General features: G+C 45.6%; 36 protein-coding genes and 1 other RNA gene. 36 read left to right on the top strand and 1 reads right to left on the bottom strand.

From position 1 onward, the window contains the following. From B5D35_RS15280 to B5D35_RS15245, 8 genes are all read left to right on the top strand, one after another. Nucleotides 1–317 (top strand): ATP-binding protein (locus B5D35_RS15280; RefSeq protein WP_170915195.1); only part of this gene is annotated, 317 nt, incomplete at its 5' end. 144 nt (nucleotides 318–461) lie between these two features. Next, a complete protein-coding gene (locus B5D35_RS15275) occupies nucleotides 462–1,091 on the top strand; it encodes a hypothetical protein (protein WP_078753409.1) in 630 nt (209 codons plus the stop codon). Beyond that, entirely contained in the window at nucleotides 1,088–2,107 is a 1,020-nt protein-coding gene (locus tag B5D35_RS15270; RefSeq protein WP_078753408.1) for a hypothetical protein, read from the top strand. The genes B5D35_RS15275 and B5D35_RS15270 overlap by 4 nt, the downstream gene beginning before the upstream one ends. Continuing rightward, nucleotides 2,094–2,843, top strand: a complete 750-nt coding sequence (locus tag B5D35_RS15265) for a phage BR0599 family protein (protein ID WP_078753407.1) — start codon at nucleotides 2,094–2,096, stop codon at nucleotides 2,841–2,843. The genes B5D35_RS15270 and B5D35_RS15265 overlap by 14 nt, the downstream gene beginning before the upstream one ends. 17 nt (nucleotides 2,844–2,860) lie before the next feature. Beyond that, the gene (locus B5D35_RS15260) at nucleotides 2,861–3,070 is read left to right on the top strand and encodes a hypothetical protein (RefSeq protein ID WP_078753406.1); all 210 of its coding nucleotides are present in this window, start codon (nucleotides 2,861–2,863) and stop codon (nucleotides 3,068–3,070) included. After that, on the top strand, nucleotides 3,051–3,260 hold the full coding sequence (locus tag B5D35_RS15255; protein ID WP_078753405.1) for a hypothetical protein: 210 nt from the start codon (nucleotides 3,051–3,053) through the stop codon (nucleotides 3,258–3,260). The genes B5D35_RS15260 and B5D35_RS15255 overlap by 20 nt, the downstream gene beginning before the upstream one ends. Continuing rightward, nucleotides 3,253–4,455: a phage tail protein gene (locus B5D35_RS15250; protein ID WP_078753404.1), complete on the top strand. Its 1,203-nt coding sequence runs from the start codon at nucleotides 3,253–3,255 to the stop codon at nucleotides 4,453–4,455. Before B5D35_RS15255 ends, B5D35_RS15250 begins: the two co-directional genes overlap by 8 nt. Nucleotides 4,456–4,797: 342 nt before the next feature. After that, the gene (locus B5D35_RS15245; protein WP_170915194.1) at nucleotides 4,798–5,421 is read left to right on the top strand and encodes a hypothetical protein; all 624 of its coding nucleotides are present in this window, start codon (nucleotides 4,798–4,800) and stop codon (nucleotides 5,419–5,421) included. Between the two features lie 352 nt (nucleotides 5,422–5,773). Here B5D35_RS15245 and B5D35_RS15240 read toward each other — a convergent pair whose 3' ends face one another. Next, the gene (locus B5D35_RS15240; protein WP_139367777.1) at nucleotides 5,774–6,487 is read right to left on the bottom strand and encodes an XRE family transcriptional regulator; all 714 of its coding nucleotides are present in this window, start codon (nucleotides 6,485–6,487) and stop codon (nucleotides 5,774–5,776) included. A gap of 148 nt (nucleotides 6,488–6,635) precedes the next feature. On the opposite strand from B5D35_RS15240, the gene B5D35_RS15235 reads away from it, so the two are divergent. From B5D35_RS15235 to B5D35_RS15100, 28 genes are all read left to right on the top strand, one after another. Continuing rightward, the gene (locus B5D35_RS15235) at nucleotides 6,636–6,860 is read left to right on the top strand and encodes a helix-turn-helix domain-containing protein (protein ID WP_078753402.1); all 225 of its coding nucleotides are present in this window, start codon (nucleotides 6,636–6,638) and stop codon (nucleotides 6,858–6,860) included. A gap of 11 nt (nucleotides 6,861–6,871) precedes the next feature. After that, nucleotides 6,872–8,860, top strand: a complete 1,989-nt coding sequence (locus B5D35_RS15230) for a transposase domain-containing protein (RefSeq protein WP_078753401.1) — start codon at nucleotides 6,872–6,874, stop codon at nucleotides 8,858–8,860. A gap of 34 nt (nucleotides 8,861–8,894) precedes the next feature. After that, nucleotides 8,895–9,842 (top strand): AAA family ATPase, encoded by a 948-nt coding sequence (locus B5D35_RS15225; RefSeq protein ID WP_078753400.1) that lies wholly within the window; start codon nucleotides 8,895–8,897, stop codon nucleotides 9,840–9,842. Between the two features lie 8 nt (nucleotides 9,843–9,850). Further along, on the top strand, nucleotides 9,851–10,072 hold the full coding sequence (locus tag B5D35_RS24345) for a hypothetical protein (protein WP_170915193.1): 222 nt from the start codon (nucleotides 9,851–9,853) through the stop codon (nucleotides 10,070–10,072). Then, entirely contained in the window at nucleotides 10,056–10,367 is a 312-nt protein-coding gene (locus tag B5D35_RS15220) for a hypothetical protein (RefSeq protein ID WP_198557046.1), read from the top strand. Before B5D35_RS24345 ends, B5D35_RS15220 begins: the two co-directional genes overlap by 17 nt. 10 nt (nucleotides 10,368–10,377) lie before the next feature. Beyond that, nucleotides 10,378–10,584, top strand: coding sequence for a hypothetical protein (locus B5D35_RS15215; RefSeq protein WP_078753399.1), 207 nt, complete (start codon nucleotides 10,378–10,380; stop codon nucleotides 10,582–10,584). Next, complete coding sequence (locus B5D35_RS15210) at nucleotides 10,577–11,194, top strand: DUF3164 family protein (protein WP_078753398.1); 618 nt, start codon at nucleotides 10,577–10,579, stop codon at nucleotides 11,192–11,194. The genes B5D35_RS15215 and B5D35_RS15210 overlap by 8 nt, the downstream gene beginning before the upstream one ends. 278 nt (nucleotides 11,195–11,472) lie before the next feature. Beyond that, nucleotides 11,473–11,721, top strand: coding sequence for a hypothetical protein (locus B5D35_RS15200; RefSeq protein ID WP_078753397.1), 249 nt, complete (start codon nucleotides 11,473–11,475; stop codon nucleotides 11,719–11,721). Further along, complete coding sequence (locus tag B5D35_RS15195; protein ID WP_078753396.1) at nucleotides 11,693–11,878, top strand: hypothetical protein; 186 nt, start codon at nucleotides 11,693–11,695, stop codon at nucleotides 11,876–11,878. The genes B5D35_RS15200 and B5D35_RS15195 overlap by 29 nt, the downstream gene beginning before the upstream one ends. After that, on the top strand, nucleotides 11,875–12,336 hold the full coding sequence (locus tag B5D35_RS15190) for a hypothetical protein (RefSeq protein WP_078753395.1): 462 nt from the start codon (nucleotides 11,875–11,877) through the stop codon (nucleotides 12,334–12,336). The genes B5D35_RS15195 and B5D35_RS15190 overlap by 4 nt, the downstream gene beginning before the upstream one ends. Beyond that, nucleotides 12,326–12,514: a hypothetical protein gene (locus B5D35_RS15185; protein WP_078753394.1), complete on the top strand. Its 189-nt coding sequence runs from the start codon at nucleotides 12,326–12,328 to the stop codon at nucleotides 12,512–12,514. Before B5D35_RS15190 ends, B5D35_RS15185 begins: the two co-directional genes overlap by 11 nt. Continuing rightward, an RNA gene (locus B5D35_RS15180) (hammerhead ribozyme type II) lies at nucleotides 12,514–12,584 on the top strand. The genes B5D35_RS15185 and B5D35_RS15180 overlap by 1 nt, the downstream gene beginning before the upstream one ends. Before the next feature lie 28 nt (nucleotides 12,585–12,612). Beyond that, nucleotides 12,613–12,849: a hypothetical protein gene (locus B5D35_RS15175; RefSeq protein WP_016076447.1), complete on the top strand. Its 237-nt coding sequence runs from the start codon at nucleotides 12,613–12,615 to the stop codon at nucleotides 12,847–12,849. Nucleotides 12,850–12,868: 19 nt separating this feature from the next. Then, a complete protein-coding gene (locus B5D35_RS24340) occupies nucleotides 12,869–13,021 on the top strand; it encodes a hypothetical protein (RefSeq protein WP_016076446.1) in 153 nt (50 codons plus the stop codon). A 3-nt stretch (nucleotides 13,022–13,024) separates the two neighbouring features. After that, nucleotides 13,025–13,543 carry a gp16 family protein gene (locus B5D35_RS15170; protein WP_078753393.1) on the top strand — a complete coding sequence of 173 codons (519 nt, stop codon included), beginning with the start codon at nucleotides 13,025–13,027 and terminating at the stop codon, nucleotides 13,541–13,543. A gap of 90 nt (nucleotides 13,544–13,633) precedes the next feature. Next, nucleotides 13,634–14,038 (top strand): Mor transcription activator family protein, encoded by a 405-nt coding sequence (locus B5D35_RS15165; protein WP_078753392.1) that lies wholly within the window; start codon nucleotides 13,634–13,636, stop codon nucleotides 14,036–14,038. Between the two features lie 276 nt (nucleotides 14,039–14,314). Continuing rightward, nucleotides 14,315–14,875, top strand: a complete 561-nt coding sequence (locus B5D35_RS15155) for a glycoside hydrolase family 108 protein (RefSeq protein WP_078753390.1) — start codon at nucleotides 14,315–14,317, stop codon at nucleotides 14,873–14,875. After that, nucleotides 14,875–15,150: a hypothetical protein gene (locus tag B5D35_RS15150; RefSeq protein ID WP_078753389.1), complete on the top strand. Its 276-nt coding sequence runs from the start codon at nucleotides 14,875–14,877 to the stop codon at nucleotides 15,148–15,150. The genes B5D35_RS15155 and B5D35_RS15150 overlap by 1 nt, the downstream gene beginning before the upstream one ends. Further along, nucleotides 15,123–15,713: a hypothetical protein gene (locus tag B5D35_RS15145; RefSeq protein WP_078753388.1), complete on the top strand. Its 591-nt coding sequence runs from the start codon at nucleotides 15,123–15,125 to the stop codon at nucleotides 15,711–15,713. The genes B5D35_RS15150 and B5D35_RS15145 overlap by 28 nt, the downstream gene beginning before the upstream one ends. Then, complete coding sequence (locus B5D35_RS15140) at nucleotides 15,710–15,928, top strand: TraR/DksA family transcriptional regulator (RefSeq protein WP_078753387.1); 219 nt, start codon at nucleotides 15,710–15,712, stop codon at nucleotides 15,926–15,928. Before B5D35_RS15145 ends, B5D35_RS15140 begins: the two co-directional genes overlap by 4 nt. Then, the gene (locus B5D35_RS15135; RefSeq protein ID WP_078753386.1) at nucleotides 15,928–16,230 is read left to right on the top strand and encodes a DUF2730 family protein; all 303 of its coding nucleotides are present in this window, start codon (nucleotides 15,928–15,930) and stop codon (nucleotides 16,228–16,230) included. Before B5D35_RS15140 ends, B5D35_RS15135 begins: the two co-directional genes overlap by 1 nt. Before the next feature lie 8 nt (nucleotides 16,231–16,238). After that, a complete protein-coding gene (locus B5D35_RS15130; RefSeq protein ID WP_078753385.1) occupies nucleotides 16,239–16,529 on the top strand; it encodes a VpaChn25_0724 family phage protein in 291 nt (96 codons plus the stop codon). Nucleotides 16,530–16,538: 9 nt separating this feature from the next. Continuing rightward, nucleotides 16,539–17,129 (top strand): DUF3486 family protein, encoded by a 591-nt coding sequence (locus tag B5D35_RS15125; protein WP_078753384.1) that lies wholly within the window; start codon nucleotides 16,539–16,541, stop codon nucleotides 17,127–17,129. Further along, entirely contained in the window at nucleotides 17,129–17,335 is a 207-nt protein-coding gene (locus tag B5D35_RS15120; RefSeq protein ID WP_078753383.1) for a hypothetical protein, read from the top strand. Before B5D35_RS15125 ends, B5D35_RS15120 begins: the two co-directional genes overlap by 1 nt. A 5-nt stretch (nucleotides 17,336–17,340) precedes the next feature. After that, entirely contained in the window at nucleotides 17,341–18,933 is a 1,593-nt protein-coding gene (locus B5D35_RS15115; RefSeq protein ID WP_170915192.1) for a terminase large subunit domain-containing protein, read from the top strand. Then, the gene (locus tag B5D35_RS15110) at nucleotides 18,930–20,489 is read left to right on the top strand and encodes a DUF935 domain-containing protein (protein WP_069669245.1); all 1,560 of its coding nucleotides are present in this window, start codon (nucleotides 18,930–18,932) and stop codon (nucleotides 20,487–20,489) included. Before B5D35_RS15115 ends, B5D35_RS15110 begins: the two co-directional genes overlap by 4 nt. Then, on the top strand, nucleotides 20,482–21,276 hold the full coding sequence (locus tag B5D35_RS15105) for a phage head morphogenesis protein (protein WP_078753382.1): 795 nt from the start codon (nucleotides 20,482–20,484) through the stop codon (nucleotides 21,274–21,276). Before B5D35_RS15110 ends, B5D35_RS15105 begins: the two co-directional genes overlap by 8 nt. Before the next feature lie 313 nt (nucleotides 21,277–21,589). After that, nucleotides 21,590–22,564 carry a phage protease gene (locus B5D35_RS15100; protein ID WP_078753381.1) on the top strand — a complete coding sequence of 325 codons (975 nt, stop codon included), beginning with the start codon at nucleotides 21,590–21,592 and terminating at the stop codon, nucleotides 22,562–22,564. Nucleotide 22,565 lies beyond the last annotated feature (1 nt).

The following is a 22,565-nucleotide window of genomic DNA, read 5'->3' as shown; positions in this document are numbered from 1 at the left end:
GTGTACTGGGTCCAAAGCTGCTGATCATCGATGAGATCGGGTATCTCCCCTTCGGGAGAGAAGAAGCAAACTTGTTCTTCAATGTCATCGCAAAACGATATGAACAGGGCAGCGTGGTTGTCACAAGCAATTTACCGTTCTCACAATGGTCAAATGCGTTCGCTGATGACACCACACTCACGGCTGCACTGCTGGATCGACTGCTTCATCACTCTCACATCATTCAGATAAGTGGAGAGAGTTATCGGCTAAAAGGGAAAAGGGCGTTAGGGACAGTGCCAACCGTTCTACAAAATGAATCGGAGAGGCAGGGATAATGACATCCCAGAAATGAGGATTTGCTCCACCAAGTATTTTGGCCCCGGCGATACATGTGAGTTGGCTGGGCAAGTATGGGCAGTCTTCCCCCGTGATACCGTTGGCGGTGCGGGTGTCGCCTTAAAAATCAATTGAGGTGAACCGTGGCAACTGGCTATGTTTTAGATACGGGTTTTTTCTATGAGCTGGCTCTTGAGCCACCACTGCCACAGCCCTACCCCGTACACTTCACATCCTATGTCAGTGCATCTTGTTCTAAGCCTAACGTGCAAACCGGATGGCCCCAATCTCCGGCAGCATCTCGTGGTTTCCCAATAGCCAACTTTTATCACCGCGACTTTAAAAACTCACTGTTCTTAACTCCTAAGAAATTAGACCTCGGCTTTATTACGGGAGAGTCAAGCCATAGCGTTGAATTGTGGTCGAGCTATGAACAACCATTAACACTGGTAGAACTGGAAAAAATCAGAGATACGGGGATCTCTTTAATAGGCAACGACCAGAACGGCACCTTGCCTGCCTATGGTGGGCATTGGAGCTATGCGCTTAATGTAAGCCGAAATGTGGAATTTGATGTTTCCGCTCAGTTTAGATGGCTGTTTGGCATAGCATCAGCACAGTTGGCTGTAACTGGCTCAAAAATTGTTTTATGGCATCACCGCCCAATCTTCCCACTTAAACAAACATGGTCGTGGTCTAACGCCGTAATTGAACCTATTCCGGTGAACAGCGAATTCAGAATGCTGAGTTGCCAATACAACGATTCAGCGTGAAACACCGCGCAAACATTTTGGAAAGCGCATCAGCGATGACCACGATAGCGGGTAATGGTCAGTTCCCCATCGCAGTGCCTCATTGGATTGACGTGGTTAATGGCGTTTCTGCTTCTAAGGGCGAAAAAACGATTGAATGTACAACTTCATTTCGAGGGTTTCATGTTGATGGATATGCGCTGATCTATAAGTCTCCATCACAGTTCGAAGTGCATAAAATCGATGCTATCCACGAAAACGGCATCACCTTAAACAAAGGTCTCTCTAACAACTTTAACAATGCTTTGGTCGCACCAGCCAGCTATTGCATTTCTAAAGATGGACTTGAAACATCAAGAGAAAGCCTTTTTAAAGCTCTAAGCATAAAGTTCACGGACATCAACTACGGTTCGTATTTGCAAACCGACATCAGAAGTTTCCAATGGTTAGAAACGTATTTAGACCTGCCTGTATTGATAAACCGAATTGGCCAAAAAGGTTCAAATTCGCAAGGGTTTAAGTTCAACATCAAAGAAAAAACAACGGCGAGCAACCACCTCGACTTTTCGATTGCTCAAGATTTTGGTCGCACGTCTTGCAGCGTTGAACTTGTCGCTATTGGTATTGAAAAACAGCACCAACTCAAACAACTTTTATGGCATTTAAAGGGCCGTTTAAATGCCCTTTGGTGGGTGAACCCCAACAGTGAAATTCGCCTGGCATATTCGTGCCTTCGAAATCGACTTTTGATAGAGCCATTGGGCTTAGAGTCTTTCGCAAATGGCGTTCATTTAAGGCTGGAGTGGAAAGACCATGTCGAATACCGATTCGCACGGTCACTCGGTAAAGATGCTCTAGGTAACGAGATATTGGCTCTCAACAGCGAGGACGACACGCCCGTATCAATCGATGACCTTAAAGCCGGTCACATCATAAAAAGGATGCGCCCCACGAGCGACGATACCGATATGCACTTTGAAAAAGGCATGATGACGGTAAAACTCAACCTTACAGAGATTCCCTATGGCAGTGACTGAACTTTACGAAATACAAATTCACCGCGACCTTTGGCGATTTACTAGCGCACAACGCGATACAAGGTATCAAGGAGAGTTGTATCAAAATGTGCCAATTTCGCGTGATAGTGCGATTGAGCAATCATCAGACCCCCTGAAATGTGAAACTAGCTTTTCCGTTCGATCGGGCAATAAGCTCGCTGAATTAGCATTGAATCCACCGCTAAACGTGGCTCCCAAAGTAACCATTAAACGCACAGAAAACGGACAAAACTACCTGACTGTTTTCTCTGGCAGGCTAGTTGCAGGGAAATGGGATGATGGTTGGGTGACAGTAGAACTAGAACCCGTTCATACAGAGTTACAGGTCACGGGACTAAACGAAACCATCCCCCCTCTTTGCCGATATTCACTAGGCAGTCGCAAGTGTGGAAGAGTGCTTTATCCCACTCAAGTTAACGTGATGACGGTCGTTGGCGATGTCGTCACTATCGATCGAGCCTTGCCATCAAACTACCGCTTTGGAAGGCTAGAGGAAGGCTACAACCACTATTTTATCGAAAGCCAATTGAGCGGAACACAATTTCGACTTTTACACATACCTGGCTTTAAGCCAGGTGCAAAAGTAAGTCTCGTTGAGGGTTGTGACCGAACGATTTACACCTGCGTTGAACGCTTTCAAAACGGCCCCAATTTTGGTGGCGCACTAAACCTCCCAACAAAAAACCCATATGTTGGCGACCCCATCGACCGCTAAACAAAAGGACAAACCCCATGTTTTGGATAGGACTACTTTTTTTCTCGCTATCGGTTTACATGAGTTACCGAAATGCCAATCAAGGAACGGGTACAGAGTTCCAAAAGCCCCAAGCTCCAAACGTTGAAGAAGGGAAACCCATTGGTGTGGTGTTCGGGCGCGTGAAAATAACCGAAGGCACAGTGTATTGGTGGGGCGATCTTTCTTATGCAGAAATCAAAAAATAACCGCATGTATGCGCGTGATTTGTCGCGGCTTGGTCTTTGTGGCAGTGGTGCGAGAACACTATTGCAACAATATGGAATTTGCTGGCTTTCCTTTGTCCGTGAAGGCATCGAATGTAACGTTTTATTGAGCCTTAACGATCCGGTGATTACCTCAACAGTTCAACGCTTTTTGGAGTCAGATAATGGGTAAAAAGAAAAAGCAGGTCGTCGGTCGTCGTTGGTTTTGGGGCCAACATTTGGTGCTTTGTCATGGCCCAGTTGATGCAATTTTCAGGATTTGGTTTGGCGAAAAAGTCGGAAGGTTTGGACGCACGACATCAAACTCACGCATTCATATAAACGAACCCAGCCTATTTGGAGACCGAGACACGTATGGTGGTGTTGTCGGTGACATAGATGTATTAATGGGCTACCAACACCAAGCCCCGAACGACTATCTTGCAAAGCACTGCTCCGTCAGTGTCGGCAGTATTAAAGTAGTCAGTGCATTCAGACACCTTTGCTCTCTCGTTTTCAGACGGCCTGAAATGGGGAACTCAACCTACCCGCCCGCCGTCTCTGTCGAAGTAGAGCGAGTGGCAACAGGCTGGCACGGCGGTGCAATATGGTATGCCAGCAAAGCACGAATTGGTGACGGTGGGCTTAACCCAGCCCACATTATCCACGAGCTAATTGAATGCCCTGAATGGGGTGTTGGAAATAGCAATATTGACGATGACGCTTTCATTCGCTGTGCCAACACCCTCTACAGCGAAAGTTTTGGGCTTAACAGTTTCTGGACTAAACAACAGTCTGTTGAGGATTTTATCAAAGACATTTGCCGCTACATTAACGGTTATGTGTTTACCGATGAATCAACAGGGAAAATAACTATGCGCTTGGCACGCAACGACTATGACCCTGCAACAATCCCAGAACTCAATGCCAATTCGATTCGGACAGTAAGAAACGTAAGCCGACGCACTCAAGCAGACATCATTAACACATTAACTGTTAACTATACCGAGCCAGCAAATTATGAAAAAGCCGCTTTAACTGTAATCAATTCCGCTCTAGTTCATGCCACGGGACGAACCGTGGGCGAATCACTAAATATGCCAATGATACGAGATGCGCAGCTTGCACAGCGCGTTGGAATGCGTGAACTTAAAGTGCTATCCGCAGAGCTGCTAACCTGTGAGATTTATTGCGACACCACTGCAGCCATCTATCAGCCTGGTGACGTCGTGAGAGTCGTTTTTCCACCTGCTGGCTTGAATCACATCATGCGTATTCAGAGCAAACGTCGCGGTGGAATGGATAAACCAGAAATTAAATTAGAAGCCATTCAGGATGTATTTACAGCAGCCACCGGAAACTATGACCCACCACCTCCAAGCGATTGAAAACCACCTATCTCAGCCCCTCAACCCGTTGTCGTTCAGAGTTTAGTCGAGCTGCCATTTTGGAGCCTAGCCACGACCCTCGATGTATCAGAACTTCAAGCATTACCGGACTATGTAAGTTATGTTGCGTGGTTAGGAGAAAAACCAACTGGAGATACGCTGGGCGCAGAGCTATACGTTGATAACTCGAATACTTGGCGATTTATCGAACGGGCTGGATTTGCGACTATCGCAAACATTGGAGCGGATATCACTCGCTTATGTACCACTGTTCAAGTGCTTAACGCTTATGATGTCTCTGCCCTGCCAGCCATTGCGCAAATTGGTAACGAGCTGTTAGTTGTGAGCAGTGTAGAGAATGACGTTGCCACGCTTATTCGTGGTGTGCTTGATACTCAGCCAGAGGAACACATAAATGGTGAGCCGCTCCTGTTCCTTGATGGTTATGCCGTTCCTGAACAGTTCATTCAGGGTGAAACAGTAAGAGCCAGAGCTTTGACAGTGACTCCCAAAGGAGAATTACCAGCGGCCGAAGCAACAATTCTCACCACTGAAATTGAAGCCAGAGCGCACAAACCCTTTCCTGTGAATAACGTCAGAATCGATGGAAAGTATTGGGCCGACGAAATCACGCTGCCAGTTAATGTTACGTGGTCACACCGCAATCGTTTAAGCCAAGTAGTATCCTCAGAGCAACTGCAGAGTTGGTTTGACGATGGAACACCAGAAGCTGATGTAGTCACTAGGTTCGAGCTTATCAACGCAGAAACAGAAGAATCGATACTGTCGATGGACACTACCGAAACACTTTTTGCACTAACCGAGGAAAGCGTGCCTGTTGATGTCTCGGTGCTTACAGTACGGCTGACAGCAATAAAAGGTAATAAAACTTCACGAGTGACATTTAAGCACTCGTTTAATGTTCTTTTAAACACTCCAGAACCACCTGAACCACCCACCGCTTAAATTGAAAAAACCGCTTAAGTTGGGAAATATGCGATTTCGCTTACTTCCCAGATTAAGCGGTTTCATTTATCAGGCGGCGCGGCGGGTGTATAGAGACTAATGATATGAACAATAAGTAAGGGTTAGGGATCTAACGGACCTTTGAGGGATCAAGTGGGATAAAATTAGGCTTGAAGCTAGATACAGTGCGGGGTTTGAGATTTTAGGTCTTGAGCCCCGCTTGCGTTTTTGGCTGTTGAGCAATTTTAGCTGATTTGAGCAATCCTTTCTAATTCATGTGATTTAGACTATCAAAGTGAGCACTGGCTGTTTTTGTTTGTTCGCTGTTTAAATCGAGTTTAAACATTTAAATCTAATCGCCTAAGTCCTTTGCAATGTGAACAACCTGGCCTACTACTTCAAATTGATGTTGTTCTTCTTTAGGTATGTCTAAATCGCTGTAGAAGCTGTTGTCGCTAATCAGACGCCAAGTGCCTAACATGCTTTGGTAGCGCTTCACAAACAACTCATCGCCGTTTCTAAAGATGTATATGTGCCCATCTGATGGTTTCTTCCTTTCCATGTTTACCACAAGCGTATCGTTGTTGTGAATCGTTGGTTCCATACTGTCACCTTTTGCCCACACGATCGCTAAATCTTTTTCTTTAAAGCCTCTGTACTTCAACCACTTACGCCTAAATGCTAAATGCCTGGTTGGTTCTAGCTGATCTGGGTTTAATGAGCCATGCCCAGCAGATACCTGAATTCGATAGCCAGGGATAAGAGCAAACTCTTCATTAAATGAAATTACCTTTTCCTCAGAGTTGCATTCGGTTCCTGTCAACAGCCACTCGATACTACGGCCAGTAGCTTCAGCAATTCTTGGGAGCTTGTCTACATTTGGATAAGAATCCGCTAAATACTTACGTATAACACTCTCTGATATCCCACACCTCTTCGAAAAAGAGCGCACTGACTCATCACCTATTGCTTCCATTAAACGGTCTTTAAAGCGATCTATTTGTTCTTGATATAAAGATCGCATCGAGTTTTCTTCATTTTCTGCCAAGTTTTTCTCTGAATCCATTGGTATACCTAGTTCTGTCAAATAAAGCGCAGAGCGCAACAAAAGATCGCAAATAACTTGACGCGCGAGTTTTTGTGATCAATTATGTGTTACATAAGAGCGCAAGCGATACGTTTTGCGCGTTTAAGTAACACATAAGGGTAACACTATGGACGCACTTGATCGAGACTGGCACGTAGCTGATATAAAAGCAGCACTAGCTAAATGTGGAACAAACTACGAAAAGCTAGCTAAAGAAAATGGAATTGCAGGCTCTACACTTCGTAACGCACTGAGATTTAAATACCCAAAAGCAGAGCGCATCATTGCAGACAAAATTGGTGTTTCTCCTGAAGAAATTTGGCCTTCTCGCTATTTACAAAAAAGCGCATAGAGGGCTAGACGATGGAATGGTTTTCAGTTTCAGAGTGTGTTGGTCTCGGTGGGTTACCATCTCACCCACACAACGTTCGTAAGCGCTTAGACTCATTAGCTACGCCTGACACTAAGAGAAAACGCCAGGGTTCTAAAGCTTTTGAGTACCACATAAGCATCCTACCTGTGTCGGTTCAAACAGCGTTATTCAAAGCTAACGGTCAAGTTAAGGTTGGCGATCAGGTATTCAAGTTACCTCAAAATAAAAATCCAAAAACGTATTGCCGTGAAGCGCTTTGGGCTCGTTGGAGTAAGAACAACAATGCTGCCAAAGAGAAAGCACAGCAAGCATTGCGCGCCGTTCAAGCTGTCTTTGTACTTAAGAATAACGGCATCAAGTTGATGGACGCTTATCAATCGGTCTCTGAAGAATATGGCGTGGCACTTTCTACTTTGCGTCGTAGTTGCGCGAAGGTGAAAGGGATAGACGAATGTGATTGGGCTCCAGCTCTGTTGCCTAAAAACTTTGAATCATCCCAAGCCCAAAAGCCGAATCAGTTTGCCTACATCACACCTGAAGCTTGGGAGTTTTTCAAAGCCGACTACTTGAGCCTAGAGCAACCTGCTATGTCGGTGTGTTATGAGCGCCTTATTGATACGGCTCCATCTAAAGGTTGGAAAGTACCAAGCCTAAAAAGCTTAGGACGCCGCCTTGAACATGAAGTGCCAGTACAACAACGCATCATGCTTCGAGAAGGTGAACACGCACTGCACCAAATGTTCCCACCGCAAGAACGTACCGTTGAAGGGCTTCACGCTCTGGAATGGATCAATGGCGATGGCTATCAACACAACGTATTTGTGAAGTGGTTTAACGGTGAAATTCTTCGTCCTAAAACGTGGTTTTGGCAAGACATCTACAGCCGCAAAATTGTTGGCTGGCGTTGTGACATTAGTGAAAACACAGACAGCATTCGCCTTTCATTAATGGACGTTTGTGAAAAGTTCGGTGTGCCTAAAGAACTGACTTTAGATAACACCAGAGCAGCTGCAAACAAATGGATGACAGGCGGCGTTCCTAACCGTTACCGCTTCAAAGTAAAAGCAGACGATCCCCTTGGCATCATCCCAATGATGAATATCAAGTTGCACTGGTCGAGCGTGATATTAGGCAAAGGTCACGGCCAAGCCAAACCGATAGAACGTGCGTTTGGTGTGGGTGGCCTTGAAGAGTACATCGATAAACATCCACTTTGCCGTGGCGCTTATACAGGCCCGAACCCAATGGCAAAACCAGACAACTACGGAAGCAAGGCGATCGACGCGGAAGACTTTCTACAAGCCATCGCTAAAGGCGTGGAAATGTACAACGCGAAAGAGAACCGAAACACCGAAGTGTGCAAAGGGTTTATGAGCTTTAACCAAGCGTTCAATGCCAGCTATGAAACGGCAGCAATACGCAAGGCAACCACCGACCAATTGCAAATGATGATGCTTCAAGCCGAGGCAGTAAGAGTGTCTAAACACGGCACTATTTCACTGGACGCTGGCGGCAGTTTGAAAGGCCGTAAGAACCGCTATTACAGCGAATCGATGATGAACCATGTTGGCCAAAAACTCGTGGCGCGTTTCGACCCATTAAAGCTGCATGAATCTATCGAGGTTTACACCTTGAATGGGGTTCGAATTTGTACCGCTGAATGTCTTGATAAGACTGGATTTGGCGATACGCAAGCGGCAAGAGAGCACAAACGCAAACGCACACAATTTACCAAAGCGAACAAGATTGCTGCTCAAGCTCAAACAGAAATGGATGCACTGGAAGTGGCTGCAATGATGAAGCCGCTTGAAGAAGAAGCGCTACCTGAAAGCAAAGTGGTTGAACCATTCAGACCAGTTTCGATTGGCAACACGGCGGCTAAGGCCATCGCGCTAGAAGATGAAGACGAAGATTACGAACAGAACTTCAGCCAAAGCGTTTCAAACCTGTTTGAACAGAAATTCAAAAACAAGCTTTAAACCCTATTTAAACCTTCCATAAATGGAGATTGATATGAGTACAAACGTAGTTGAACTAGGCAATGCAGAGGCTAAGCAAACCGACACATTAATGCGCATTCGTGCATTAACAGAATCGAAGGCTGTTTCAGCGTCTCAGATTGCAAAAGAGATCAGCGTATCACCTGCCACGCTAAGCCAAATCTTGAACGGTTCATACAAAGCTGACCCAGCCAAGATGATTGAAAAACTGAACCAATGGCTACGCATGAGAGAACAGCGTAATGCCACACCAAGTAAAGACCCTGGCTTTGTGATGACACCAACAGCTAAGCAGCTAACCGACGACATGATGTATGCCCAAGTGACCGAATCTATCGTGGTTATTTTTGGGGCGTCTGGTGTGGGTAAATCAGAAGCGCTGCGCGAATACAAACGAAGCAACAACAACGTATGGATGATCACTTCAAGCCCAAGCCGTTCAAGCCTTACTGAGTGCCTATATGAACTGGCTATGGAACTAGGCATGGACGATGCGCCACGCCGTAAAGGCCCACTGTCTCGCGTTATCCGAAACCGTCTGATTGGTAGCGAAGGTTTGGTGGTGATTGATGAAGCGGATCACCTTGACTACCCAACACTGGAAGAGCTGCGAATTCTGCAAGAAGAAACGGGCGTTGGCATGGTGCTAGTGGGTAACAACAAAGTATATACGCAGCTTACAGGCGGTCGCCGTAATGAAGATTTTGCGCGCTTGTTCTCTCGCATTGCGAAAAAGCGTGGCATCCACAAAACCAAGCAAGCAGACGTTCGTGCCATTGCTGATGCATGGAACGTAAACGGCGAGTCTGAACGCGGGTTAATGCTGCAAATCAGTGAGCGCCCAGGTGGCCTTAGATTGCTAAGCAAAACACTCAAACTGGCGGCGATGTTTGCCAAAGGCCAAACCATTAGTGAGCAAGTGCTGCGCAAAGCGTTTGCTGAATTAGAAACCAACGATTGAGGTGCCTTATGAGCATTGTAAGTAAGAGCAAAGAAACGATTACGACCCATAAGGGTAAAGCCAATTTGTGGATTAAGGATTCAAAAGGCTTGGTATTTAAGTATGACCGAGTGGCTCATGTCGTAAATGGCGGGGTGGATTTAGACCAAATGAGACCTGATGAGTGCTTGCTGGCACCTGGTCATATATATCGATTCAATGAGGAATTATCTAATGATGAACTCGCATGAAAAACAACAGGCTGTATTAACCGCCCGTGGTCGATTGACCTTAGCTGACTGCTTCATTTTACGCATCAACTACGAGCCAGCGATTCCCGTTATCGAAGTCACCAACCCTTCAAGAAAGTTAATGGATAAAGCGGTTGCTGTGATGGAAATGCGCCACGGCACTTTGAACAAAATGTATGTAGCTCGATTCAGTAAATGCCTAGTGCGTTGGTGGTCTGGTGAGTGTCAGCAATATGTAGGCAACACCGTTATCAACTCGCAAGAAAACAAATCTGCAAACCCAACTTATAACTGAGAGAAAAACAATGAAAACCATTAGCAAAGAAAAATACATAGAGCTTTTAGAAGGTCAACGTCAGCACTTAGAAAAGAAAGTAGAAGCCGTTAAAGATGATTTATTCACTCTTGAAACTGCCATTGAAGATCTAGATGCACGTGACTTCGACGAAGTTGAAGTTACCGAAAAAGACGGCACTTTTACATTCAATATCGTGGAGAAAAACAATGACTAATCAAACCCAACCACAAGAAGGTTTCCGCTTTAACGGCCAAGGCCACCAAGTACCAGTAAGCCAAATCAAAGACGTTGATTTACTGCGTGATGATGTTGTTGCTGACATCGTACAAAAAGCGATTGCGACACAAGAAACCCTTGCGCTGTTTAAGAAAGAGGCCATGCAGAATGTCGCGGATTTTGTAGACTTAAGCTCTGCTGAATTTGATGTGAAATACGGCGGAACCAAAGGCAACGTTACGCTGCTTTCGTTTGATGGCAAATACAAGGTGCAACGCTCAATTGGAGAGCACCGCGTGTTCGATGAACGCATCCAAGCGGCTAAGGCAAAAATTGACGAATGCATTAACCGTTGGAATGAAAATTCAAGCGATGAAATTAAAGCCCTGGTTGATCTGTCTTTCCGCGTAAACAAACAAGGTCACATCGATGTAAACCAAGTGCTTAGTCTTCGCCAGCTAAACATTACCGACCCTGATTGGTTAGAAGCAATGGACGCCATTGCCGATTCAATCAAGGTTGTTGGTAAAACGCCTTACCTTCGAATCTATGAACGCCAAGGTGATGGTCAGTACAAACAAATCGCTCTTGATATCGCCAAGCTATAGCGAGGTGTGAATGTTACTGATAAGCACCCGATATGGAGAGATAAACGTCAGTCGCCATGCTATCGAAAGATGGCGACAACGTACGGGTCGCAGCCTTCCACAACTTGTAGAGGCGGTGGCGAAAGCTAACCGCCCAAGCAAGAACAGACTGCGAAGAATAATGAAATGAGAATCAGGTTGGCAGCCAAAGCGAATTTTAGAAAGTGACTGCGCCTACTTCCTAATTCGAAACAACAACATTGTGACCGTTTATGACAAACGGAATAGAGGGTATCAACATGCATACAGCTAACCCACTGCAACGTTCTTTCACTACCGCCCACACTCGCAGAGTGATTGATCTAGAAATTGAAATGGCTGAAGCCTTAATTGAAAACGACGGCACTGCATTTCCAGATAGCACTTTTGAAGAAGGCTATATCGCAGCACTGAAGTTCATTTTAAACCAGTCAAGTTCGAACGTTCGTGAAGAGTACGAAGACATGATGGATGAACTCAATGGAAAAGACGAAAGCGAAGCGGCCTAACCAGTTAATCAAATACATCATGAAGTTTCGCCGCTGCTCTCAAGTCGAAGCAGAACAATGGGCAGATAACCACAGCGGTGATTGGCGCAATACGCCACTGCCCAAAGCGAAGCGAGTGAAATCCATATCAAGCAATGAAAAGGAATATGAAGAATGAGTAAACCAATTACAAAAGAAATGTGGGCTGAGATTGAAGCGGAAATGGCAGGTGGTTGGGTTGCTATCGCTTTCAATTACAAAGGCCATGAAGTGTCGGTAAATCGTGTCCGTGTATCTGAATCAAAAACATGTCTGGAAGTATACGTTGATGGCTTTATCAAAGGTGACTGGATGAATTACTGGGATGAAGAGAAATTAAAAAATCGCCCCGACATCATTGAAGATATTTGGTGCTTAAAAACCAAAGCTAAATATTCCGCAAAGCATAAAAAGGATCTAGAGAGAATTTTTGGCAAGCGTCGAGTTAAAAAAGAGTACCCAGACCTACATGAGATATTTGCCTTTCATGTCCCTCACTTCTCAAAAGCTTCTGTGCTGTGTCGTCAGTTCAAAAAGCTCGAAGGGTTAGAACTGACTAAAGCAACGTGCTTGAAGGAGGTTGAGCATGAAGATTAGAGAACTATCACCACAGGAAGAATTGGCCTTTGCAAGTAGTGCGCTTGAAACTCTAGCTGAAGCAACGTTAGAGCACGGATACTTCCTGAGACCAGAAGTGATCAAAATCATGCTCTCTATCACTGAGGGGCAAGATCGAATATTACCATCGAAGCATTATCAGGATGCAGAGCAATAAAGCGAAACAAGCAAGGTTCGCCTTGCTTGTCTGCCTAGCGTGGTTGCTAGGTACTGATGAGCAGCCAGTACAACACAAAGCTATAGGAGGTTTTTATTATGTTTGGTGAATACACACCACTAATGAAAGCAGGTTTATTACAACGCCGCTTAGCGAATGGTAAAGCCATACTCGATGCTGAACTGGGCTTGCAGAAATGGTGCCCACACTGCCAAGAGTACTGGCCGCAAGACACCTTATTCTGGTCGCCATGCAGAAGAAACCCTGATGGGTTGCAGAGTTGGTGCAAAGCTTGTCAGTTGGAATGCAAGAACGCCAAACGTAAAGCGGCTTAGCTAAAAGGTGGACAGTACAATGAACGAAAGAGATCATGCACTTGAAGTGTTGAGAGATGCAATTCAAAACGCAGAGCAATTCGGTTTGGTTCGAACCGAAAATGGAAAAGTAATTACTGGTGCTGTGGATTCAGAACACGGTTTTGTTTTGGTTGAGGATGGAGAGGATTAGCCAATGTCTAACTTACTCAAACTTGTCCAAATCGCTAAGCGTGATCTTGCCATGGAAGATGATTCTTATCGTGACGTTCTTGAGCAATACACAGGTAAACGAAGTGCAAAAGGCTTGAACGACATTCAACTAACCAAAGTGTTAGACAGAATGAAAGCGCTAGGCTTTAAACCAAAACGCAAACCACAAGCAAGAGCGCCAGAAGTGGCAAAGATTCGTGCAATTTGGCGTACCATGCACAAACAAGGCTTTATCCGCAATGCGAACGACGTTGCCATTGATGCTTATGTGAAACGCATGACTACTGCATCAAATGGACGTGGCATTGAAAAGGCGGTTTGGCTTAAGTCAGCTCAAGCAGCTGAAGTGTTAGAAGCTTTAAAGAAATGGCACTATCGATTGATGGCCGAAGTGATCACTAAAAGTGGTGGTCGCATTCCATCGAACAACGATTGCACAGGCCCAGCTGGTTATGAGCTATTAGCTGAGTATTATGCGAGTAACTACTACAAAACTGGTTAACGTGCCCCACCATTAAACACTGTCATATACTACAAACACCTCGCCAAGCGGGGTGTTTTTGTATTTATGCCATGTGGATGGGAGGCTGTGATGAGTATTGACGAAAATTTTAAAATGTTTGGGTTCGATGATATTAGTGTTGATGATTTAGAAGTTTTACTACCGTCGGAAGGGAATAACCATCGATGGCCTGATATGATGCTAACCGTCCACGAGAGTTTGCGTTCAGAACTTGCGAAGATAGGTCTAGACGAAAGATATGCTTTAGTACTACTCGCTAGATTATGTGAAGATACAGGCGGTTTACAATACTACTTCCCGAAAGGTGACTTGTTAGAAAACCAGCTTAAGCGCATGCATATCTGGAAGGAGTTTAATGGCAATAATGTTCCAGAACTTGCTAAGAAATATGATTTATCAACTCAAAATGTTTATGTCGCTATAAGGCATATGCGTTCATTAGAGATGGCAAAGCGTCAGCCTAAATTATTTTAAGGAAACAATATGACTGTATTTGATTTAATAGTGGTTCTCATTGCAGGTTTGATAACTGCATTTCCACTCTGTAGAGTAGCGAAAAAACTTGGCTTTAAAGCGGACTGGTGGATAATGCTAATCTTAGTTCTTATCCCATTTACACAACTGATTTACCTTTATTTCATAGCGTTTAAAAACTCAGAAAGCTAACGCTTGGGCAATGTTCGTTTTTTTATGTAGGAAGTAAATAAAAAGCACAATCAATTTAACGTCACAGTTAAAGGTTGTGCTTTTATGCTTTTTGAATCCTCTAAAAATTGGCCCTTCTCAACAAAAGGCTACACGCTCGAATTTTGTCACGCTGTTCATTTCATCTTGCAGGCAGAAGGCGGCTTACGCGACGATGGTGGTTATGTTAACGACCCTCTCGATGCTGGCGGTGAAACCAAGTTTGGCATTAGCAAACGAGCGTTTCCAAATGTCGATATTAAAAACCTCACGATTGATAAAGCCGTTCGTATTTATCATACCAACTATTGGAAAGCTGCTTATTGCCATGAATGGGCAGGCCCTATTGCATTGTTCCATATGGATAGCGCTGTACAGCATGGCGCAAGGCAAGCAATCAAACTTCTTCAAGAAATTAGCGGCACAAAACCCGATGGTGCAATAGGCCCAGCCACTCGCGCTGCGGTTCATAGTCATGATGTGTCATACCTTACTGCTCGATATGGTTTACGTCGTGGCCGTTACTACGCAAGAATTCTTAAAAACAATGCATCTCAAGGTCGCTTCATTGAAGGTTGGTATAACCGTTTAGTGCATTTGACTAATGCTGCTTGGGAGCTTTCTTAATGGGACGCAATTGGGACTTTGCCAAACAACGAGGGCGCGAGCAGCGCCTTGATGCCGAGTTGAAGGCAGTTCAAACAGGTATTGAAGTCCCATTAAACCCGCCTTTATTTAGCCACGATGCCACCATGCAAAGTTACTTTTCGAAAGCGTGGAGCCGTGTCTCTCAAAATGAAATTGATCGCCACCTTGGTATTGCGAAAACGCCACAAGGGAATGACCTAGTTTCAAAAATCAGGAGCTTAAGAGAATGTCACTTTCAGTCATCGCGGGGGTAGCTTCGCTTGCCATGGAATATGGCCCTGCTGCTATTCGCGGCATATCCAGTTTGTTTGGTGGTAGTGAAACGGCAGACAAAGTAGCCGAAGCGGTAGAGCAAGCCGATTCAATGTTTGGAGCTAACAAGGCACAGAAAGAATTGGCTGTTACTCGCGCCCTACAAAACTTACCACCTGAATCTTTGGTTGAACTTGAGAAGATTAAGGCCGAGTTAGAAAAGGAAAAGACTCGCCGCCAAGAACTCACGCTTGGTGATAAACAAGCCGAACATCACGAAACCCAAGTTACGATTCGTGAAGGTGATAAGGCTGAAGATGAATACGTTCGTCACACTCGCCCTTGGGGTTGCCGTTTGAGTTTGTATTCTGCCATTGCTTATATCTTCCTGTTTGAACTGCTCGAAGCCTTTGATAAAGGAACGGGGGCAAATTGGGAAATTGCAGCGGGTTTGATGGCACCGTTTCTTACTTACCTTGGTTGGCGCTCTGCTGATAAGCGTGGCATGACCAAAGGCACAGGCTCAATGGTTGGTGATGCACTTAAGGCGGTGAAAGTAAAATGACCGACCAGTTCGATAAGGCTCAAGAGCTTGAGCAAACCTTCAGAGAAAAAGCCATTGCTCATCAACGTACACGCTGCATAGAACAGCCCGACGAAGATGAACACGGTAATCGCTATTGCTTAAGTTGTGGTGACACCATCTCAACTAAGCGATTAGAAGCGATGCCAAATGCGGTGCGCTGCGTCAGTTGTCAATCACATAAGGAGCCACATTAATGGAGTTGTGGATCAAAACTTACTGGCCTATCGCATGGGCTGCGTTGAGCACATTGGGAATGTTGGTTCTCGCCTTGCTTTCTAAAACGTACGCCAAGCGTGATGAGCTTGAAGAAGTGAGGCGCGATGTGGATGAACTGCATACGAAAATAGACCAACTACCCACTGACGAAGAAGTGAATCGCCTTCGTCTTGAACTGTCAGAAATGCGTGGTGAATTGAAAGAGCTTAGAGCAGAGCTCAAGCCCATCAATCACCTTTCTCAGTTGTTATTAGAACAACGTTTAAAAGATGATAAATAGGAATTGTTATGGGCTTTAAAGAGTTATTAAAAGAAGACCAGCGTCTTGTGATCTTACGGTCACTTCATGACATGACAGGCTATGAAGCGAACGAATCTATCCTTGATTCTTGCCTTGATACTTACGGCCACAAAATCAGCCGTGATGCAGTTCGTACGCACTTATCTTGGCTTGAAGAGCAAGGGCTAATTAGCATTCGTACTGTATTAGATTGCCAAGTCGCAAAACTTACAGGCCGTGGTGAAGATGTGGCAACAGGCCAAGCCATTGTGCCAGGCGTAAAACGTCCACGCGCTTAGGAGTGTTGTATGTCCATTGTTAACCGTTCAGCCAGTAATCGAAAATCAAAGATAGATTTGCTGCCTGATGAAATTCGTCAAACTCTGAATGCGTTTATTCGCAGTGGGAACATGACACAGAAAGACATTCGCTTGGCCGTGAATGAAATGATTGATGATGCGGGACTTCCAGAAGATGTGAAAATCAGTCGTACTGGATTTAACCGATACGCCAAACGCATGGAAGAAATGGGCCAGCGTTTGAAGCAGTCTCGCGAAGTGGCGGAAGTGTGGACAACCAAACTGGGTGAAGCGCCCACCTCTGATGTGGGTAAGCTGCTGCAAGAGTTTGTGCGTACCATGGCTTTTGAAACGTCCATGACCATGATGGAAAGCGCGGCTGAAGACGGTGAAGTAATTCCCCCTAAAGCACTCGCTCAACTCGCTTTGGTTATTCAACGTATCGAGCAAGCCTCAATGGTGAGCCATAAGGTTGAAAAAGAAATACGCGCTGCATTTGCGGCAGAAGTGGCCGATGCAACTGAAGCCATTGTGAAGCAGGCTGGCGTAACCGCTGAAACCATTCAAGACATTAAGAAAGGCATATTGGGGATTGCATAATGGGAATTAAGAAACCGTCACCACCGAAGATACTTCAGTATTTTAAATACTTGCATTTACCTGATCGTTTACAAACGGTCAGCAAACCATTCAATGAGTTGGCTTACTTAATAGCTGAAGACCTACCTGATAATGAAGAGCGTGAAATCGCATTAAGAAAGCTGTTAGAAGCTAAAGATTGCGCCGTTCGTGCAATGCTTGGATAACGCTGATGGAAAATGAAACCACATCACAAAGTCGCAGTGCGATCTTGTCTGGCGAATTTGATAAGAATGATGTATTGCTGCCTTATCAAAAGCGCTGGATAGCGGATGACTCTCAATTAAAGATTGCAGAGAAAAGCCGACGAACAGGCGTGACATGGGCAGAAGCGGCAGACTCAGCATTGAGTGCTGCCGCCTCTGCTAGTGCAGGCGGTGAAGATGTCTTCTATGTTGGTTCAACCAAAGACATGGCGCGAGAGTTCATTGATGCTGTCTCGATGTGGGCCAAAGCTTACAGCTGCGCGTGTGATGATGTCAGTGAAGAAGTCTTCGAGAATGAAGACAAAGACATTCTGACTTACGTGATCAACTTTGCGTCTAGTTTCAAAGTCAAAGCCTTATCAAGTAACCCTTCTAACCTGCGTGGTATGCAAGGCACGGTTATCATTGATGAAGCGGCCTTTCATGAACGCTTAGCCGAAGTGCTAAAAGCGGCCCTTGCCTTAACCATGTGGGGTTCAAAGGTTCGCTTAATCAGTACCCATAACGGCATCGAGAATTTATTCAACACCCTAATTCAAGACAGTCGTGCAGGTAAAAAGCGTTACTCGATCCACACCATCACCCTAAATGACGCTTGCGAACAAGGGCTATACAAACGGATATGCCAGGTTAAGAAGACACCGTGGACGCAAGAACTCGAAGATGAATGGAAAGCGAACCTGCTTCGTGACACGGCCACCGAAGAAGATGCACTTGAAGAGTATCAATGTGTTCCGAAGAATGGCGGTGGTGCTTACATTAGCCGTGGTTTACGTGAACGTGCTGCGCGGTTAGATGGCCCAGTATTAAGCTTCACTGGCTCTAAATCGTTTAACGAAGCGAAAGAGCACATTCGCGAAGCTGAGATGAAAGAGTGGTTAGACGAACACGTTCAGCCAGAGCTCGATAAACTCGATCCTAAACTGCGCCATTGCTTGGGTGAGGATTTTGCGCGCTCTGGTGACTTAACCGTTTATGCACCCATGGCCGTTCAAAATGATGTGAAGCGAACGGTGCCTTTCTTATTAGAACTTGGCAATGTGCCATTCAAGCAGCAAGAGCAAGCGCTTTACTTTATCTGTGATCAACTCCCAAGGCGTGATGGTATTTATCTTGATGCGCGTGGTAATGGCCAGTACCTAGCCGAACAAGCACGATACAAGTACGGCGAAGAAGTGGTTGAGGTAATGCTATCTGTGGGTTACTACCGCGAGAATATGCCTTCATTTAAAGCTGCGTTTGAAGATGATGAAATACTGCTTCCAAAGCATGAGGACGTGATTACTGATTTGGGACAAATCCAAATTAAAGCAGGCGTTCCTAGTATTGATTCAACACGAACCAAAGGCGAGAACGGAAACAAACGACACGGTGATAGTGCCATTGCTATTTGGTTTGCTTACTTAGCCTCTAAGGCGGATTTGACGCGTTACGGCTTGCACACCATCAAGGCCAGTGCCGATGAAAACCAACGCCGCTTTCATGGCACCGCCGAAGAAAATAACCGATTTGATGATATGCCGAACCAAGACCTACGCGGCAAAGGAATTAGACTATGACCTCAATTGTTGATGTAAGCGGCAAGCCATTAAAAGCCGATAAGACGCTACTGTCTGAAGACATTGCCAAAGCGTACACCACCAGTGTACGTAACCCTCGACCTGCCAGTGTCGCCTCTACTTTAAACCCGCTTCGATTAGCGGGATTACTTCGCAGTGTGGTGGATGGGAACAACCCCGAAGATTACATGACGCTTGCCGAAGAAATGGAAGAGCGTGATTTGCACTACGCGGCGCAGCTGCGCACCCGTAAGTTGGCCGTGGCAGCGATTGCCCCAACCGTTGTGGCGGCGAGTGAAGACAAAGCCGATGTGGAAATGGCAGAACGTGTTCGCGCCATTATGGATGATGACCAAATCCCTGAGCTGCTGTTTGACTTGCTGGATGGCCTAGGTAAAGGCTTGTCTGTGGTGCAGATATTGTGGGATACCAAACAGACCCCATGGAAGCCACAAGATTATAAATGGGTAGACCCTCGCTATTTACGCCAGGATAATGAAACGCTTCAAGAGATTTTGCTTATCAGCGATGACGCGCCAAGCGGTGCGCCTTTAGACCCGTATAAGTTTATGGTGCATAAGCCTCGATCTAAATCTGGCAGCGTATGGCGCAACGGTTTAGCGCGATTGGTTGCCGTGATGTACATGCTTAAGTCGTTCACGGTTCGTGATTGGTGGGCCTTTGCTGAAGTGTTTGGTATTCCGGTTCGTGTGGGTAAGTACGGCCCGAACGCCAGTACCGAAGATATCAGTACTCTGGTGAATGCCATTGGTCGTATTGCCAGTGATGCAGGTGCGGTGATTCCTGAATCCATGAAGCTAGAGCTTATTGAAACGGCCAAAGGCAATGGCGGTAATACGCTGTTTGAAAACATGGCTCGTTGGTGTGATGAACAAACCAGTAAAGCGGTACTTGGTCAAACCATGACCGCTGATAACGGCAGCTCACAATCTCAAGCCAACGTGCATAATGATGTGCGTATGGATATTGCCGAGTGGGATGCGCGTCAGCTTCAGTCTTGCATTAATGAATATCTAGTTAAGCCTTACATTATTTTGAACTGGGGCCCGCAAGAGCATTACCCGAAAGTACGCATTCAACTTCCTCAGCCAGAAGACTTGAAGATGTTGGTTGATAGCATCACGCCTCTTATTGATCGTGGTTTTAAAGTCTCTGCATCGAGCGTACGTGAAAAGTTTGGATTACCTGAGCCCGATGAGAACGAAGAAGTGCTCATGCCAACCTCTGCCATTTTAGCGCAAACCATGCCAGCGGCGATGAACAGACAACGCCCGGGTCTTGCCATTAACCGTGTGAGCAAAACCGCTGAAGCGGAAATGAACGACTTAACCGATGAGGCCATGAGCGACTGGGAAGAAGTTGCGGAAGACTTCATGAACCCGATCATCGAACTGGCCAATGCGTCAGACAGTTATGAAACGTTCTTAGAAAAGCTGCCAGAGCTTCAAGAGACATTAGGCGCTGACGTGTTTGTTGAGCAGATGGCGCAATACATGTTCCAGATGCGCGGCTATGGAGACGCTAAAGATGTCTAAAGCCCTGGCGTCTGAAAACATTGTCCCTGTTGAATCACTAGAGTGGTTCAAGAGTAAAGGGATAGAACCTGGCTTTGACTATCGCGACGTATGGAAGCAAGAGCACAACAACGCATTCACTGTTGCAAAGATGCTGAATGCCGATCTTCTTGTGGATGTGAAAGCCATTGTTGAAGAGGCCATCGAGCAAGGCCAAACGTTCAAGCAGTTTCAAGATATCTTAAAGCCACTCTTGGTTAAGTCTGGTTGGTGGGGCATTCAAGAAATGGTTGACCCACTGAGCGGAGATTCAAAGCCCGTTCAATTAGGCAGTGAAGGCCGTGTAAAGACCATTTACAAAACCAACATGAGAACGGCACGTTCAGCGGGGCAATGGGAGCGCATCGAGCGAACCAAACGCGCCATGCCTTATTTGCTTTATCAGCTTGGGCCATCCATGGAGCATCGAGTTGATCACGTTAAATGGAAAGATACGCTGCTTCCTGTTGGTGACCCGTGGTGGGATAACCACATGCCACCGAATGGTTGGGGCTGCAAATGTTGGATACGCCAAGTATCGAAGTTTGAAGCTGAGAAGCTGATTGCCGATGATAAGGTATCGACCGACTCGCCAGAAGGTGGCACTAAGCAGTGGTTAAACAAGCGAACGGGTGAGGTGGAAGTGTTACCAGAAGGCATTGAACCAGGATGGAATTACAACCCTGGTAAATCACGCCAAGAAGCGATGCAAGAAGACCTATTACAAAAAGAAACAAGAATGCGTGAGACGCTCTCTAGCGGCTCTTAGTTGTAAAATGGCTACAATGTGTCGTTTAAAAAAGTTCTAACAAATCTGAGTCGATTTAAACGGTGTTTAAACATGGTTCAGTAAACTATTTTAGGTGAGATTGCACAAGTCAGCTTGATAAGCTGATTTTTTCGGGTAATCTTTAAGCCCTTAGCAATCGCAATTCAATTCATTCCCCTTTCTCAAAATAGAGCAACCGACGTTATTTTTCGTCGGTTGCTTTTTTTTTGCATTCTTAACTCCACGAAACGAGTTCATACCAACTAATCCAATGAGGAGGTTGTTATGTAAGTTCTGATTTATGGAGCGAGTAATGAAGAAAACCCATTTGGCCAAGTGCTTTAACCTTTCCCAAACTGTTATTGATGGTTTGGGTACAGAGCAAGACACCAATACGGTTTGGATACCGATGATCCCAAAAGGTGAAGCCAAAGGTCGCGATGGTCGCATGTGGTTAAACAGTAACCCTGACGCCATTGTGAGCGCTTTCAATGCCAAACTGCCTTTCGATTTAGAACATGCCACCGAAATCAAAGCCCCCAAAGGTGAAGGCGCTGAAGCCTACGGTTGGATTCTAGCGCTTGAAAACCGTGATGGTGAGATTTGGGCTCAAGTGGAATGGAACTACCAAGGCCGCTGGGCTATTGAAGAGAAGCGTTACCTCTATTATTCCCCTGCTTTTCACTACGACGACGAAGGCGTCATCACTGCGATGAGCAGTGCTGGGCTGACCAACAAACCTAACTTTTATGTACCTGCCCTTAATCGACAAGAGGAAACCGACATGAAGCTTCCACAGCTGATTGCAGCCGCGCTTGGCCTAGCCGCAGACGCGACCGAAGAGCAAGGTGTTACCGCAATTAATTCACTTAAGTCTGAGAAAGACATTGCGCTAAACCGTGCCGCTACGCCGGACTTAACTAAGTTCATCCCAATTGAAACACACACCGTTGCACTGAACCGCGCCGCGACAGCTGAAGCTCAGTTAAAAGAAATTGACGATCAGAAAATCGATGACTTGGTTCAGGCTGCGATTGATGACGGCAAGGTTGCCCCTGCGAACAAAGAGATGTTTGTTGGTATGTGTCGCGCTGAAGGTGGCATTGCTCAGTTCGAAGCGTTCGTTGAAACCGCACCATCTATCGCAACCAATTCACAGCACAAGACACCTAAAGAAAAACAAGGTGACGTAAAGCTTGAAGAGCATGAAATTGCGATGTGCCGAAAAATGAATGTGTCTCAAGAAGACTTCCTGAAACAAAAACAAAAGCAAGGCAAAGGAGAGTAAC

This window comes from Enterovibrio nigricans DSM 22720 (assembly GCF_900167155.1).
Classification (GTDB): domain Bacteria; phylum Pseudomonadota; class Gammaproteobacteria; order Enterobacterales; family Vibrionaceae; genus Enterovibrio; species Enterovibrio nigricans.
Note: the sequence above shows the minus strand (reverse complement) of the source record. Positions and strands in the feature narration are given on the sequence as shown.